Source organism: Vallitalea longa, assembly GCF_027923465.1.
In the GTDB taxonomy this organism is placed as follows: domain Bacteria; phylum Bacillota; class Clostridia; order Lachnospirales; family Vallitaleaceae; genus Vallitalea; species Vallitalea longa.
Map to the genome: position 1 here is coordinate 21454 of NZ_BRLB01000031.1, position 11832 is coordinate 33285.

The 11832-nt window shown below is 26.5% G+C and carries 16 protein-coding genes; all 16 read right to left on the reverse strand.

What is annotated here, in order from left to right:
• Positions 1-118 precede the first annotated feature (118 nt).
• Positions 119-745 (reverse strand): JAB domain-containing protein, encoded by a 627-nt coding sequence (locus QMG30_RS24345; RefSeq protein WP_281819801.1) that lies wholly within the window; start codon positions 743-745, stop codon positions 119-121.
• Positions 746-792: 47 nt separating this feature from the next.
• Positions 793-972 carry a hypothetical protein gene (locus tag QMG30_RS24350; protein WP_281819803.1) on the reverse strand — a complete coding sequence of 60 codons (180 nt, stop codon included), beginning with the start codon at positions 970-972 and terminating at the stop codon, positions 793-795.
• A gap of 26 nt (positions 973-998) precedes the next feature.
• Positions 999-1136: a hypothetical protein gene (locus QMG30_RS24355; RefSeq protein ID WP_281819804.1), complete on the reverse strand. Its 138-nt coding sequence runs from the start codon at positions 1134-1136 to the stop codon at positions 999-1001.
• Positions 1137-1185: 49 nt separating this feature from the next.
• The gene (locus QMG30_RS24360; RefSeq protein ID WP_281819805.1) at positions 1186-1761 is read right to left on the reverse strand and encodes a hypothetical protein; all 576 of its coding nucleotides are present in this window, start codon (positions 1759-1761) and stop codon (positions 1186-1188) included.
• A 22-nt stretch (positions 1762-1783) separates the two neighbouring features.
• A complete protein-coding gene (locus tag QMG30_RS24365; RefSeq protein ID WP_281819806.1) occupies positions 1784-2137 on the reverse strand; it encodes a hypothetical protein in 354 nt (117 codons plus the stop codon).
• Positions 2138-2255: 118 nt separating this feature from the next.
• Positions 2256-2639, reverse strand: coding sequence for a hypothetical protein (locus QMG30_RS24370; protein WP_281819808.1), 384 nt, complete (start codon positions 2637-2639; stop codon positions 2256-2258).
• A gap of 62 nt (positions 2640-2701) precedes the next feature.
• A complete protein-coding gene (locus QMG30_RS24375; RefSeq protein ID WP_281819809.1) occupies positions 2702-3121 on the reverse strand; it encodes a single-stranded DNA-binding protein in 420 nt (139 codons plus the stop codon).
• A gap of 245 nt (positions 3122-3366) precedes the next feature.
• Positions 3367-3822, reverse strand: coding sequence for a hypothetical protein (locus tag QMG30_RS24380; protein ID WP_281819810.1), 456 nt, complete (start codon positions 3820-3822; stop codon positions 3367-3369).
• Between the two features lie 43 nt (positions 3823-3865).
• Positions 3866-4180, reverse strand: coding sequence for a hypothetical protein (locus QMG30_RS24385; RefSeq protein ID WP_281819811.1), 315 nt, complete (start codon positions 4178-4180; stop codon positions 3866-3868).
• Positions 4181-4367: 187 nt separating this feature from the next.
• Positions 4368-4523: a hypothetical protein gene (locus QMG30_RS24390; RefSeq protein WP_281819812.1), complete on the reverse strand. Its 156-nt coding sequence runs from the start codon at positions 4521-4523 to the stop codon at positions 4368-4370.
• A gap of 261 nt (positions 4524-4784) precedes the next feature.
• Positions 4785-5423 carry a prepilin peptidase gene (locus QMG30_RS24395; RefSeq protein ID WP_281819814.1) on the reverse strand — a complete coding sequence of 213 codons (639 nt, stop codon included), beginning with the start codon at positions 5421-5423 and terminating at the stop codon, positions 4785-4787.
• 42 nt (positions 5424-5465) lie between these two features.
• A complete protein-coding gene (locus QMG30_RS24400; protein WP_281819815.1) occupies positions 5466-6827 on the reverse strand; it encodes an FtsZ/tubulin family protein in 1362 nt (453 codons plus the stop codon).
• The gene (locus QMG30_RS24405; protein WP_281819816.1) at positions 6817-7200 is read right to left on the reverse strand and encodes a hypothetical protein; all 384 of its coding nucleotides are present in this window, start codon (positions 7198-7200) and stop codon (positions 6817-6819) included. The genes QMG30_RS24400 and QMG30_RS24405 overlap by 11 nt, the downstream gene beginning before the upstream one ends.
• A 245-nt stretch (positions 7201-7445) precedes the next feature.
• Positions 7446-9461: a VirD4-like conjugal transfer protein, CD1115 family gene (locus tag QMG30_RS24410; RefSeq protein ID WP_281819817.1), complete on the reverse strand. Its 2016-nt coding sequence runs from the start codon at positions 9459-9461 to the stop codon at positions 7446-7448.
• A 14-nt stretch (positions 9462-9475) separates the two neighbouring features.
• Entirely contained in the window at positions 9476-10126 is a 651-nt protein-coding gene (locus tag QMG30_RS24415; protein ID WP_281819818.1) for a hypothetical protein, read from the reverse strand.
• Complete coding sequence (locus tag QMG30_RS24420; protein WP_281819819.1) at positions 10123-11085, reverse strand: tyrosine-type recombinase/integrase; 963 nt, start codon at positions 11083-11085, stop codon at positions 10123-10125. The genes QMG30_RS24415 and QMG30_RS24420 overlap by 4 nt, the downstream gene beginning before the upstream one ends.
• Positions 11086-11832 lie beyond the last annotated feature (747 nt).

The following is an 11832-nucleotide window of genomic DNA, read 5'->3' on the forward strand; positions in this document are numbered from 1 at the left end:
TTTTCTTTCTCTTTCAATATTTTACCATAACTTTATATTTTTTGACAAGTAAATAATTTTTTTTAAAACAAAACTAAAAAGTCTTCTAATCAGAATAGACTTTTTAGTTTTTATTTTTTTAGACCTCAATCTCAAAATCTGAAAAATACTGTTCTTGCTTTAAACTAGTATATTTTCCATCACCTATTATTATATGATCCAATAGTTCTATTCCAACTATCCTACCTGCTTCATACATTCTTCTACTCAAAAGAATGTCTTCTTTGCTAGGTGAAGGATCTCCTGAAGGATGATTATGTATTAATACTATATGAACAGCCTTTTTTCTTAATGCTTCAATGAATACTTCCCTTGGATTTGCTAAAGCTGCATTCACTGTTCCTATACTTACTGTTGTAGATGAAATATAGTTGTTTTTTGTATCCATACAAACAACTTTAAAATGCTCTTTATCTAGATACCTCATCTCTGTCATGAACAGACTAGCAAGAGTACCTGGACTATTTGCTTTCATTTTTTCTAAAGCTCTATATGATGTTAATCTTTTAGAGATTTCTCCAACAATAAGGAGCTTTGTACCTACATCTTTACTTACAATTTCTTTTAACTTATCATCTGAAGGTACAAATAATAATTTATACCCTTCTTCTTCAATAATATTTTTGAATTCTTCTTCACTTAGAGCTGTTAAACTTTGTAACAACTCAAAATCTGTATATTGATCTAAACTTTTTTTGTAATCCATTAACTTTTTCTCCTAAACTTTTTTTGAATAAACTTTAGTTTTAAACTCTACAAATATTCATTTATAAAGTTTTCACTTAAATTAAAGGCAACCTTGCCTTCAATTGCTTTTCCTCTAACACAAAAAGACATAAAATCTTTAGTTTTCATTGTTAATTCTTTTTTATTATATTCCTTTTTATTTTCTTGATTTCTATTTATTTTATTTATAAACTTTTTTATTTTCATAAACTTTATCCTCCCTAAACTTTTCATTAAAACATCTTTTCTATCTTATATTCTATTTCATTGTTTATAGTATTACTAATTCCTTTCGACATATCTTTTATAACAAAAGATATGGAAATAATCACAAATAATATTAATACAGCTTTTATTAAAGATATCTTCATAATTTCCTCCTAAACTTTTCCCTTCCTGGTTTTAAACTTTTTTATTATATTAAAGGTAACGTTTATTATCAATATAGAGTGCTAAATAGTTATCATTATCTTCTATATTAAAATCATATCTTATACTTTCAATTCCATTTTCATCGTAACAAGAATTTTCCACAAATTCATTTTTAAGTATTTTTAATTTAATATTACGTTCTTCCTGATATTTCTCCAGGATTTTATAAGCATCTATTATGTCTATTGCTTTTCTTTGAGAAATAACATGAACATTATTCTTCATTAATTTACTTAAAAATTTATATTCGCTATTATATATTATGATCTCAAAACTTATTTTCTGGGCCTTTAAATATACACTAGTATTTAAAGAATACTTTCCTTCATCAAATACTGGTATTGCTTTTATACTTTTACCTATTAATTTTCTGCCTTTGTATATAATGATATTTATATTCTTTGAACACTCTTTATAAGTAATAGAATAATTAATCTTATACGTATTTATCTTACATAAATACGTTTCTTTTTTTACATCTAACAAAGACATAAAAATTTCAGTATTCATATTTATTTCTTTCCTATACTTAATCTCGTGATTTCTATTTGCTAATAATCTCATAAACTTTATCCTCCTAAACGTTTTAGCATACTTTAGCTAATTGATTACACTCTATAAAAACATACTTATTTGTACCTTCAAGATAATATAAATATATATCTTTATTCTTATCTACATTAATTAATTCATGTACTGACATTAATTCTGAAATTGTAAATCTTCCATATCCACATTTTTTAATTAAAGATTTAAGAATTTTTAATTCTATGAGCTTCATTGATTCCATTTGAAACCCTAAAATATTTTTATATTCTTTATCCGGCTTTTGTCTTTCAAGGTAATCATTAACTGCATTATCAATTCCAGCTATACTTAAAGCTGTATTCTCCAATATGCTAAATAATTCTCTTAAACTTTCTATTCCTAAACTTTTCATATTATCTCTCCTTATTACTTGAAGAGATAGAATAAACCCAAAAGGATTTATTCTATCCCTTTTGGGCTTTAAACTTTATTTTACCTAAACTTTATATAGATACTATCAATATAACTAGTTAAATTATTAATGCACCTGATTCCAGAACTACTTTTCCATCAACGGTTTTTATATCGTCTATAGAACATTTATATTCAGTAAATATATGAATGTCCTTTCTACAACGATCTCCGCTCTCTACATTAACTCTTACATACAATTTCTTATCATTAGAATTTTTTATATGCTGCTTTAACTCTCCTACTGTTAATATAGCTGACTTATAAATATAGGATAGTTCTTTATATCCTATATTTCCTACAGATATGATATTTTGGTCAATTTTTAGTAAATTGAAATCATATTCAATTTCAACTTCAATATCTACTAACTTCATATAAACAGCTACCTCTACATTATCATCTATATTTTTTACATATTCATTTATATTTTTAATATCCATTTTTTTCTCCTTTTCATATACTTTTATATTTATCCTAAACTTTTCATTCCATTATTTTGATTCTAAAAAGGCGGATCATCATCAGATTCATCAACTGGAACAAATCCATCATCATTAGAAACTGAAGAAGATGCTTTTTCTTTATTTCTTTTTTCATATGAACTTTTACTTTCAGCAAAATCAACTTCCTCAGAAATGACTTCTGATATCCATTTTCTATTACCATTAGAATCATCATATGTTCTTATTTGAAGTCTTCCAACTATAGAAACTTGTTGACCTTTTTTAAAATATTTTTCTACAAATTGTCCTTCTTTGCCTATTGAAACAATATTAATGAAGTCAGCATCTGGTTGACCTTCACGTTTATATTTCCTATTCACAGCTAATGTATATCTAGCTATTGCTATAGGCTTTTGACTTTTTGAATACCTAACCTCTGGTTCTTTTGTTAATCTCCCTACTAATATAACTTTATTCACTTTTAATTCCTCCTAAACTTTTTCCTTTTCTGGTTTCTAAACTTTTTTATAAATACTTATAATTTTCAGTTTTCATATTTATTTCTTTTCTATATTTTATTTCGTGATTCCTATTTGTTAATAATTTCATAATAATCATTAACTGCATTATTAATTGAAGAGATAGAATAAACCCAAAAGGATTTATTCTATCCTTTTAGGCTTCTAAACTTTAATTATCTAAACTTTATACTTCTTTATTTTATTTACATATAGTCTAATATTTCTATATCACTTATAGAATTACAATTCTTAATATCTGCTAACAGAGTCTCTTTATACTCATAGTCACGTCTCAGTATATTAACATGTTTTATTTTACAATCACCATCGGTACAAAATACATCAAACTGTGTACCAAAGTTTTCTCTAAAGGTCATTGATATCGCATAAATTACTAAATGCTCATTTATTTTCATAGGATATTGATTTTTGAACTCAACTTCCTTTAAGAGTGTATCAATTTTCTTGCGTTGTTCTATTTTAAAATCCATGAACTCCATAGTGATATTCTCTTTTTCTTTTATATTTTTTTTGTTTTGTTCTATAAGTTTTTTGTTTAACTCTTTGTTTAACTTTTCTTGTTTATCGAGATTAGCTTCCATCTTACAATTCTCTAAAATAAGACTATCAATCTTTTTTTTATAAATACTTTTTAACATAGTCATTTCCTCCCTAAACTTTATAATTAAATTTTATATAACTTTAATAAATTACTTGCTGACTTTTTATTAATAATACATACTTGTTATCCACTATAAATGGATACCAAACATCTTTAATATCAACTTCAACTTCGTAATCATCATTTTCATATACTTTGATGTTATCTGTAGTAATATCTAACTTTTCAATTGAATATGTTATACTTATTTCTTCATCTCCACTTTTTCCATCAAAACACAAATAATTTTCAAGCTCAAATAATTCTTCTATTTCTTTAGCTTTATTACTATCAATTGTATAATTATTATCTTTACTTTTTATTTCAATAAACTTTTTTAACTCTTTTATATTCATCTTTGTTTCCTCCTAAAATTTTATTATTTACTAAACTTTTTCACTCACATTTTTTCCCTTATTTCTGCATTTTAAATTTATAGATAAGAATAAAACTTTTCCTTTTAGGTTATAAACTTTTCTCTATCTAGTAGAGTAACTAAACAATGTAAACAATTTTCTCTTACCTATATTATTTTTTTGCAAACTATAAGGATGAAAAAATGTTTTTTAAATCAGCTATTATTTTCTTAAGCTGATCCTCAACTTTTCCATCCCTAAACTTAACCATTGATAAACTATCAATAGCATTACTTATACTTAATCCTTCTTCATAAACTTGTATAACTTCTTCATCTGACATAAGCATCCTCCTAAATTTTTCTCATTTGTAATGAGTATTAAACTTTTCTCTATCAGTAGAGTAACTAAACTTAAATAGTCTAAAATAAAAAAATACTGCAAAAAGCAGCATTATCCATTACAATTACAAAAGATGCTTTTTGTTTTTATTATTCTTATTATTTATTATCACTCCTAAACTTTAATTTCTTAAACATTATTTTCCTAAACTTATTATTTATTCCATTTTATCATTTTTAATTTTATATTTCAATAGCTAATTTCAGAATATTATTTTATCAATTACTGAATCATAATATGTGTATGCTATAAAACTTCCTATTGATAAAATAGGACCAAAAGCTATAGTATCCTTTAATTTTTTAAACCTAAATATTATTAAAATAAGCGCAATCACTGAACCTAATACAAACGAAATGCATATTGCAAAAATAGTCTTTTCTATCCCTAAAAAAAGTCCTATTAAAACCATATACTTTACATCACCACCACCCATAAGTCCTCCAGGCATAATAGCAATTATAAGCAATATCATTCCACCTATTACCATTCCATATATATTATCAATCATTAGTTTTCTTGTTAATATTAAAGATATTACACCAATAACAAAAGATATTAAAACAAATTTGTTAGGAATAACTTTATACTTATAATCAACATATGAACCAATAATTATTATAGAATCAAAAACAACAGCTATTATTAAATTATGCTTTGAAGAAAAATTCATATATGATATATAAAGTACTACCAGGATTATTATAGTTAATACTATGTAATTCAAACTATTTCTTTTTACTTTTTTTTTGTTTATATAATTTATTATTTTACTTACTAATATATTTATAAGTGTAGCCAAACTTCCCCCTACAAATAATACTATTATTATCTTAAACATCTTTCATCCCCCAATTTATAGAGAGGGTTTCCCCTCTCTTTTTTACAACTGATCAAAGGCATTTTCTTCTTTTTTACTTTCCTTTTGAACACGATCATCTTTTGTATTGAAAATATCTTCTATCGAAAGCTCAATTTTTTTCTCTCTTTTTGGTTCCACGATCCCTGATAACATATCTTCTAAATCAGTATTTTCTTTTTTCATCTGTTCTTGCTTTGCTTTTTCTCTTTCAAGTGCTTTTTTTGTCATTTTATTTATATGCGATGGTAAGTCTTTTAAACTCACCAATGTATAAATCAATGCTTCATCTTTTTTTTCTGAATGCTTATATGTACCATATTCATCATTATCATATATTCCAAAGTGAGTAACTTCCACCATTGGACTATCCAAAAATTTACTCATTTCCATTTTCAATCTTAAGGTATCCTTTGTAGTAAATATTTTGGAATTTGATGGTCTTAATACAGCCATACCACCATGAACAGCAGTTTTATAATCATATCCATCACAAAATAAATTATTTTCTACAAAACTGTCTTTTATCAACTCATTATATTTTTCTTTATATTTCTCTTTATATTTTTCTATATCGCTTATTCTCATTTTCCCTATTGAAAAGAAACCAGGAGTACTATATATATCCAATAACTCACTCTTATCAAATGTCTCTTTACCAGGTAATGAAATTAATCCATCTAATTCAGCTAATAATCTTGCAACTGTAGTGTTGCCATATGTAGTCCAATCTTTTGTATCTTCACTTTTTTTAAGATAATCATTCATCAATTTTTCATTGTCTATAAGCAGACAAGCTCCAATTAATCCTGACTTTTGTAATTCTTTTATTTCTTGAAGTGCTTTAGCTGTATTTAACCAAATTTTTTGTTTCGCAAATCCTTCTGGTACAGCTGCTATAATACCAACGGTTGGTTTCCCTAAATATCGTTTATTTTTTCTCATCATACCACTTACTATTTGACTAACAGAGTTTAATGATCCATTTCCAGTACCTCCACCAAGAGCTACTACGATCCATGTGAAATCTGAGTCAATAATTTTCTTATCAGTAATCAATTTTTCTTTAAGCAAATTTACATTTTCCTTTATAGCTTCTTTTCCAATTTCTCTATCTTTACTAGCTCCATCATATTTATCTAACTGAAGTATTTTATAATTCACGCTATCTAGGCTTTCCAATATACTTTTTATATTCATATTATCTTCTTTACACGTATTATAAAAGTATCCATAATAACCTAATCTCACTGGCTCAGATGTTATTTTTCCTCCACCCTGTCCTCCTGCTACGAAAGACATATTTAATTTATCAAGTTTTACTTCTTTTCTTCCCATAAATCCTTCAAAATTTTGGCATCCTAAATTTTTTACATTAATTTTCATCCTTTATACTCCTTCCTAAAATTCCCATTTTTCTCATTTTTATAACTAACTCTGCACCTCTTATTGTTAGTTGATACGCTTTTCCTCTTAAATTCTCTTTAAAGTAAATTAAGCCTGGTCCATTTAAGAGATTAATTGCATTATTACATGCATGTTTCGAAAAATCTTCTTTGTACTCTTTTCTTAAATAAGATATTATATCTCCTTTAGTAATCCCATTTACATTGGGATTATTCTTTGTTTTTGTACTATCAGTAATAAGTTCTAGTATTTTTAGAGCATCTTTGCTTTCCTTGACTATGTCAATTATCAATTGCATTTGAACGTCAGAGTATTTTACGCTTTCATATTTCTCCCTTAAAATATAATTCATCTTTTTACTCCTTAATGGGTTACGATTGGTAACCTTTATCTTGTATTTTTTTAGTAGAAGGTTACCCCTCTACTTTTTACGTGACTTATTGGTTACCATTAGTAACCTTTACTATATATTAACTCATATACCTATATTTGTCAAAGGTTATTTTATCAGGCTTTTTTATCGTTAACCATAGAATTAATCAGCAGAACTGCTTATTATAACAGCAAGGTAACCTATGGTTACCTTGCTGTTGTTTTTTATAATAATCCACTTCCATTTTCTAAGTTTCTTATTTTCTGTTCAATCGTATTTTCTTTAATATTTTTTTCTTCATTCACGTTTGTTTTTTTTAAATGAAAAATTTTTTCCTCTTCCTGTTTTTTATTTCCATCTACTTGATTGTTCTTTTCATTGATTTTTATTTCTTCATCTTCTACAGAATTCCATTCAGGAATATACTCAAAAATAGTCTCACTCAGTTCATCTATTTTTTCTTTAACATCTTTGAAATTTTCCCAAAAGAATTTATATACCTTCATGGGTTTACATCCTCGTCTTATTACAATCAATTCATCCATATCCATTTCGGTTAAATCACTTGGATTCATTAAGTTGGCTTTCTGATCCGTTTGTGTCCACCGTTCATTCCTAAACATTTTTGTTATTCCTGGTTGTTTTGTTTTTACTGATACTTTTATTGATTGTTCTCCTAAATATTGAGAATAGAACTTTGCTGTTTCTAAATCACCAACACCCAAACAAATTTTTGTATGACAGTTTCCAAAGATAGTATTCCATCCTTTACCATACATTTCTTCTGGTTGTATAATATCTTGAAATATAGGTATTAAATGAAAATTTCTGCTTCTAAATGTAGTAATCCACTTTTTAAACCCTGGTATTACACCTACATTCGCACACTCGTCTAAAAAAGCATAAATATCTCTATTCTTTATCATTTTATTTTTTTTATATCTATCAGTGTATTCAACAACTTTCATACCAATAACTGTCTCAAAGAGAGCTGCTAAAAAATTAAAACTACTATGAGTATCTGGAATAACTGCAAAAATAGCTGTCTTTTTATCTTTTAAATCTAAAATATTAATATCTGTTTTTTCTGTTAAAGCTCTAACATCTGATTCTATAAATATACTTAATCTAGAACATAATCCTAATAATATATTACCTTTTAATGAATCAGGTGCTTTATTATATATATTATACATTTGTTTACAAGTTTCCGTATTTGGAATTCCCTCAAATATCTTTGCTACCTCTTGGTACGTTGAATTATTTATAAAATCAAATACTATAGGCATATTTACATATTGTTTAAGATAAAATTTGTAATACATAATAATAGCCTTAATAATGCTCTGTTCTGCCTCATTCCAAAAAGGATCACCTGAACCTTTTATTGATTCATCAACTCTAGTGTTTTTCAAAATTGTATCTACAATAATACTTACATCTTTTTGCTCCTCAATAAAATCCAAAACATTGAATCGATCACTATTTTTCATTGAAACCAAATTGAATAAATAAACCGTATATCCTTTTATTTTTCTCATATAACCTGCTAAAGTTTCGTACAATTCCCCTTTGGGATCTGTAAATAAAAAACTCGGTTCATATTTAAATTTACTTTTAAGTAAATTAATAACACTAGTAATAACGAATGTAGAAGACTTACCATCACCAGAAGAAGCATTGACAAATATATGTTTATTCATCCTTTTATTCTCTGATACTGTTATAAGTTGATTTCTAAAGTTTCTTATTCTACCTTCATTAGGGTTATTAATACTTCCTAAAACTACTCCATCCTTTAATCTGATTAATCCTTTTTTTATGTACTCTTTTATGTCTTTTATATCTACAAATTTAGCACTCCCAAAAGTATTTTTCTTATCTATTACTTTGCCACCCATTTGTAAATACATAGGTATATAATCTTTATACAGATAAATATATATCCAAATTTTAATTATTAAAAATACTATAACTGCTAATTCTACAATCATGACCCATTTATTTGTATATTTTAGTTGTTCTATTGTTTTAAAAGGACTTTTTAACTTTTTAACTAAGTTATCTGTATTTATGATATAATCTTGTACTTCCACGTCTCCTTTTATATATTCATCTATATGTTGCTTTATAGGTACATCTCTAACTTCTATTGATGTGACTGCACCAGTAACATATGCAGCAACAATAATTATTAATATACTTATTATTGCACCTAAAGTATATATAACTTTCTTCAATTTATATTTCACTCCTATTTCTCATTCTTTTTGGTTTTCTTTGTGGTTTTAGATGTTTCTCCTACGTTTATTAATTCCATATCTATTTGTCTGAAACTAAATCTTTCTCTTAGTTCTTCTATACTTGGTTCTCTAACTTCTCCATCCTTTTTCTCAGTTAGCATAAGTTGTAATATTTTAAGTATTTTTGTCTCTTTTATCTTATCTTCGTAATAACATATAATACTGTTCTTACAAAAAAAATACGTATGATGTATTGGCTGAAAATAATCTCTATCTACATCCATATTATTATTTTTTATAAAATAATTAAATGTTAATATCCTACTTTTAACTTTATCATCAGCTAATATATTCATCTCATTGTGTCTTATACCAGCTCTCTCCAATAAATTATATCCTCCTACGTCTAACTGATAATAATAGATATCTTTACTCCCATCATAACCATTATGTTTTAATTGAGCTATAATATTGTAATTTATACACTTACCTATATAAGATAATCCAATACGCTCTCCTGCCCTATCTTCTAAAAGAGTACGATCTAAAAACATATATTTACCAAGTACTTCACATGTTTTTTTTACTTTATAGATTTGTTCATTATTAAATATTCCTCCTCTAAAAAGATGTTCTATTTCAAATTTTGATCCTCTTATCATTTTTCAATTCCTCCTAAATAAATATACGTAACCGAATCCCTACCATGTCCTAACATTTTTGCGACTTCCATTCTAGCCTTACTCTTTGTAACACCATCATTACGTCTTTTCAAATATTCATCTCTTGCATAACTGTGTCTAAGCCCATGTATTGTTAAAGCTCCTCTATCATCTTTTGTCAAATTATGTCCTGTACATTTCCTATCTTTATCCTGAATTTCATTTCTATTGTTATACACAAAATTTTGGATCTGTTTTTTAAATTTATGTATTTGTCTATTTTTGACATATTTAACAGGTGTAAATACATATTCTCCTGGTTTCTTATTACTTAAACATTTAACAAATATTCTTCTAGACCCTTCATTTATCATAACATTTCTTGGTACGCCTCCTTTCGTATTGGTTAAACTAATGTGTCCATCTCTTAAAGAGTTATAAACATCTTGATACTTTAAACTTACAATTTCATCTAATCTCATTCCAGTATATCTAATACCTTCAAATACATTTGCAATTTCTTCCCTATTTCTCTCTATAGCAAGATTTTTAAATGAATTATATTCATTTTCAGTCCAAGCTCTATCAGCTCTTCCATCATGAGTAAAAGATAATCCTACTTCCTTACTAAATTTAGTTGAATCCATCAATTCATATCTTGTATTATCAATACTATTATGAATGAACCTTATTCCTGAAAGTTCATTCTTAATGTATTTATCTGAATTTCCTTTCCCTTTCATATATTGAACATACTTTCTTAAGTGGTTATCCTTAATATTAGCCAGTTTTCTTAACTTAAATTCTAAGGCTAAGTAGTTAATAAATCTTTCACAAGAATGAATATATGTATATCTTGTTTGATATTTATTCTCATTCATTTTTTTTGCTATTTTTTCAAGTTGTCTTCCTAGATTGTCTGTTGTTCCATGTCCTGTCATTTTCCATTTATACTTCAATTTACACCACCTCTAATATTTTTTTTCATTCAAGTATTTTTAAATATACTTAATAAACCTAATCAATATTAAGCATACGTCTTATGAATATCTTATTTCTTATATATTTGAAGAGTACCTAATTATATGGGCTCGTGCCATTTTTTCCGCACTGTCTCTGTCTTACGCTTTACCTAAAAAAAAGTTTTACTTTTTTTTTATTATGCTTAGACAGAGACAGTGCTGGGCTAATAGTATGAGTAAATTAGAGTACTTATTAGCTTCTTAATAGTTCAACACCTAACGCCACATGTCTGTTTTACAGATGCTATATATTAATATAGCGGTGGCTAAACACCCCTTAATTCGGCTACTTATTTCGTAGTTCATTAAATAAATATTTAAATAATGAAAGTGTTTTTTTCACTTGATAACGCTCAAATGGAAAACGATACACTTAGTTTGAGGGTATAGTCTAATCTTTAGACACCCATACCTAATTTTTAGGTATTACCATTTTTTAAATGGACTACGTCATTTTGACGTTTGTTTCATTGATCCGCTCAATTGTTAAGCGTTTTTTAATTGGATAGTGGGTATAGTCTAATCTTTAGACACCCATACCTAATTTTTAGGTATTGCCATTTTTTAAATGGACTACGTCATTTTGACGTTTGTTTCATTGATCCGCTCAATTGTTAAGCGTTTTTTAATTGGATAGTGGGTATAGTCTAATCTTTAGACACCCATACCTAATTTTTAGGTATT

Excerpts from the sequence above, each read along its gene's own strand:
- QMG30_RS24345 (WP_281819801.1), bottom strand. The coding sequence starts at position 745 with ATGGATTACAAAAAAAGTTTAGATCAATATACAGATTTTGAGTTGTTA.
- QMG30_RS24350 (WP_281819803.1), bottom strand. The coding sequence starts at position 972 with ATGAAAATAAAAAAGTTTATAAATAAAATAAATAGAAATCAAGAAAAT.
- QMG30_RS24355 (WP_281819804.1), bottom strand. The coding sequence starts at position 1,136 with ATGAAGATATCTTTAATAAAAGCTGTATTAATATTATTTGTGATTATT.
- QMG30_RS24360 (WP_281819805.1), bottom strand. The coding sequence starts at position 1,761 with ATGAGATTATTAGCAAATAGAAATCACGAGATTAAGTATAGGAAAGAA.
- QMG30_RS24365 (WP_281819806.1), bottom strand. The coding sequence starts at position 2,137 with ATGAAAAGTTTAGGAATAGAAAGTTTAAGAGAATTATTTAGCATATTG.
- QMG30_RS24370 (WP_281819808.1), bottom strand. The coding sequence starts at position 2,639 with ATGGATATTAAAAATATAAATGAATATGTAAAAAATATAGATGATAAT.
- QMG30_RS24380 (WP_281819810.1), bottom strand. The coding sequence starts at position 3,822 with ATGTTAAAAAGTATTTATAAAAAAAAGATTGATAGTCTTATTTTAGAG.
- QMG30_RS24385 (WP_281819811.1), bottom strand. The coding sequence starts at position 4,180 with ATGAATATAAAAGAGTTAAAAAAGTTTATTGAAATAAAAAGTAAAGAT.
- QMG30_RS24390 (WP_281819812.1), bottom strand. The coding sequence starts at position 4,523 with ATGTCAGATGAAGAAGTTATACAAGTTTATGAAGAAGGATTAAGTATA.
- QMG30_RS24395 (WP_281819814.1), bottom strand. The coding sequence starts at position 5,423 with ATGTTTAAGATAATAATAGTATTATTTGTAGGGGGAAGTTTGGCTACA.
- QMG30_RS24400 (WP_281819815.1), bottom strand. The coding sequence starts at position 6,827 with ATGAAAATTAATGTAAAAAATTTAGGATGCCAAAATTTTGAAGGATTT.
- QMG30_RS24405 (WP_281819816.1), bottom strand. The coding sequence starts at position 7,200 with ATGAATTATATTTTAAGGGAGAAATATGAAAGCGTAAAATACTCTGAC.
- QMG30_RS24415 (WP_281819818.1), bottom strand. The coding sequence starts at position 10,126 with ATGATAAGAGGATCAAAATTTGAAATAGAACATCTTTTTAGAGGAGGA.